Source organism: Pseudomonas brassicacearum (genome assembly GCF_003732265.1).
Classification (GTDB): Bacteria; Pseudomonadota; Gammaproteobacteria; order Pseudomonadales; family Pseudomonadaceae; genus Aquipseudomonas; species Aquipseudomonas brassicacearum_D.
The window spans coordinates 1-637 of record NZ_MOBK01000201.1 but is presented as its reverse complement, the minus strand read 5'-3'; the positions used below and the strand labels follow the sequence as shown (position 1 = coordinate 637).

Sequence of the window (637 nt, the reverse complement as noted above, 5' to 3'; positions counted from 1 at the left end):
GCGATTATTCTCTCGCGTGCCTGCCCGGATGACTCAGCGCTGGCCGATGAAATACTTGCGGTGTGTCACGCTGAAATGACCGCGTCATTGCTGATGTCTGCCGACAGTGCAGAAGTGACTGGTTGATCGGTATTGTCCTTTTTGAGTTGACGGATAAACGCTTTTCAGCCGATTTATCCCGTCCCTGTGCGTCAGTAATCTGTACCCAACTTGAACGCAACAACAAATTCAAAAACTCAAAAGGGACGCATACCATGACTACTCCAACCTACAACCGCCTGAACAAAGACGACGCCATCGTGCTGCTGGTTGATCACCAGACGGTTCTGATTTCGCTGGTGCAGGCTTTCTCGCCTAACGAGTTCAAGAACAACGTGCTGGCGCTGGCGGATCTGGCGAAGTTCTTCGAACTGCCGACCATCCTCACCACCAGTTTCGAACAAGGCCCGAACGGCCCGCTGGTACCAGAGCTGAAGGAGATGTTCCCGGACGCGCCGTACATCGCTCGCCCAGGCCAGATCAACGCGTGGGACAACGAAGACTTCGTCAAAGCGATCAATGCCACCGGGCGCAAGCAGATCATCATTGCTGGTGTGGTCACGGATGTCTGCGTAGCGTTCCCGACCTTGTCGGCGCT

At 54.6% G+C, this 637-nt stretch carries 1 protein-coding gene and 1 pseudogene; both read left to right on the top strand.

What is annotated here, in order from left to right; genetic code table 11:
* A pseudogene (locus BK660_RS33290) lies at window positions 1–126 on the top strand (TetR/AcrR family transcriptional regulator); the annotation flags it as partial.
* Window positions 127–254: 128 nt separating this feature from the next.
* Window positions 255–637: isochorismatase family protein (locus tag BK660_RS30835; protein ID WP_123436427.1), on the top strand; the 383-nt coding region annotated here is incomplete at its 3' end.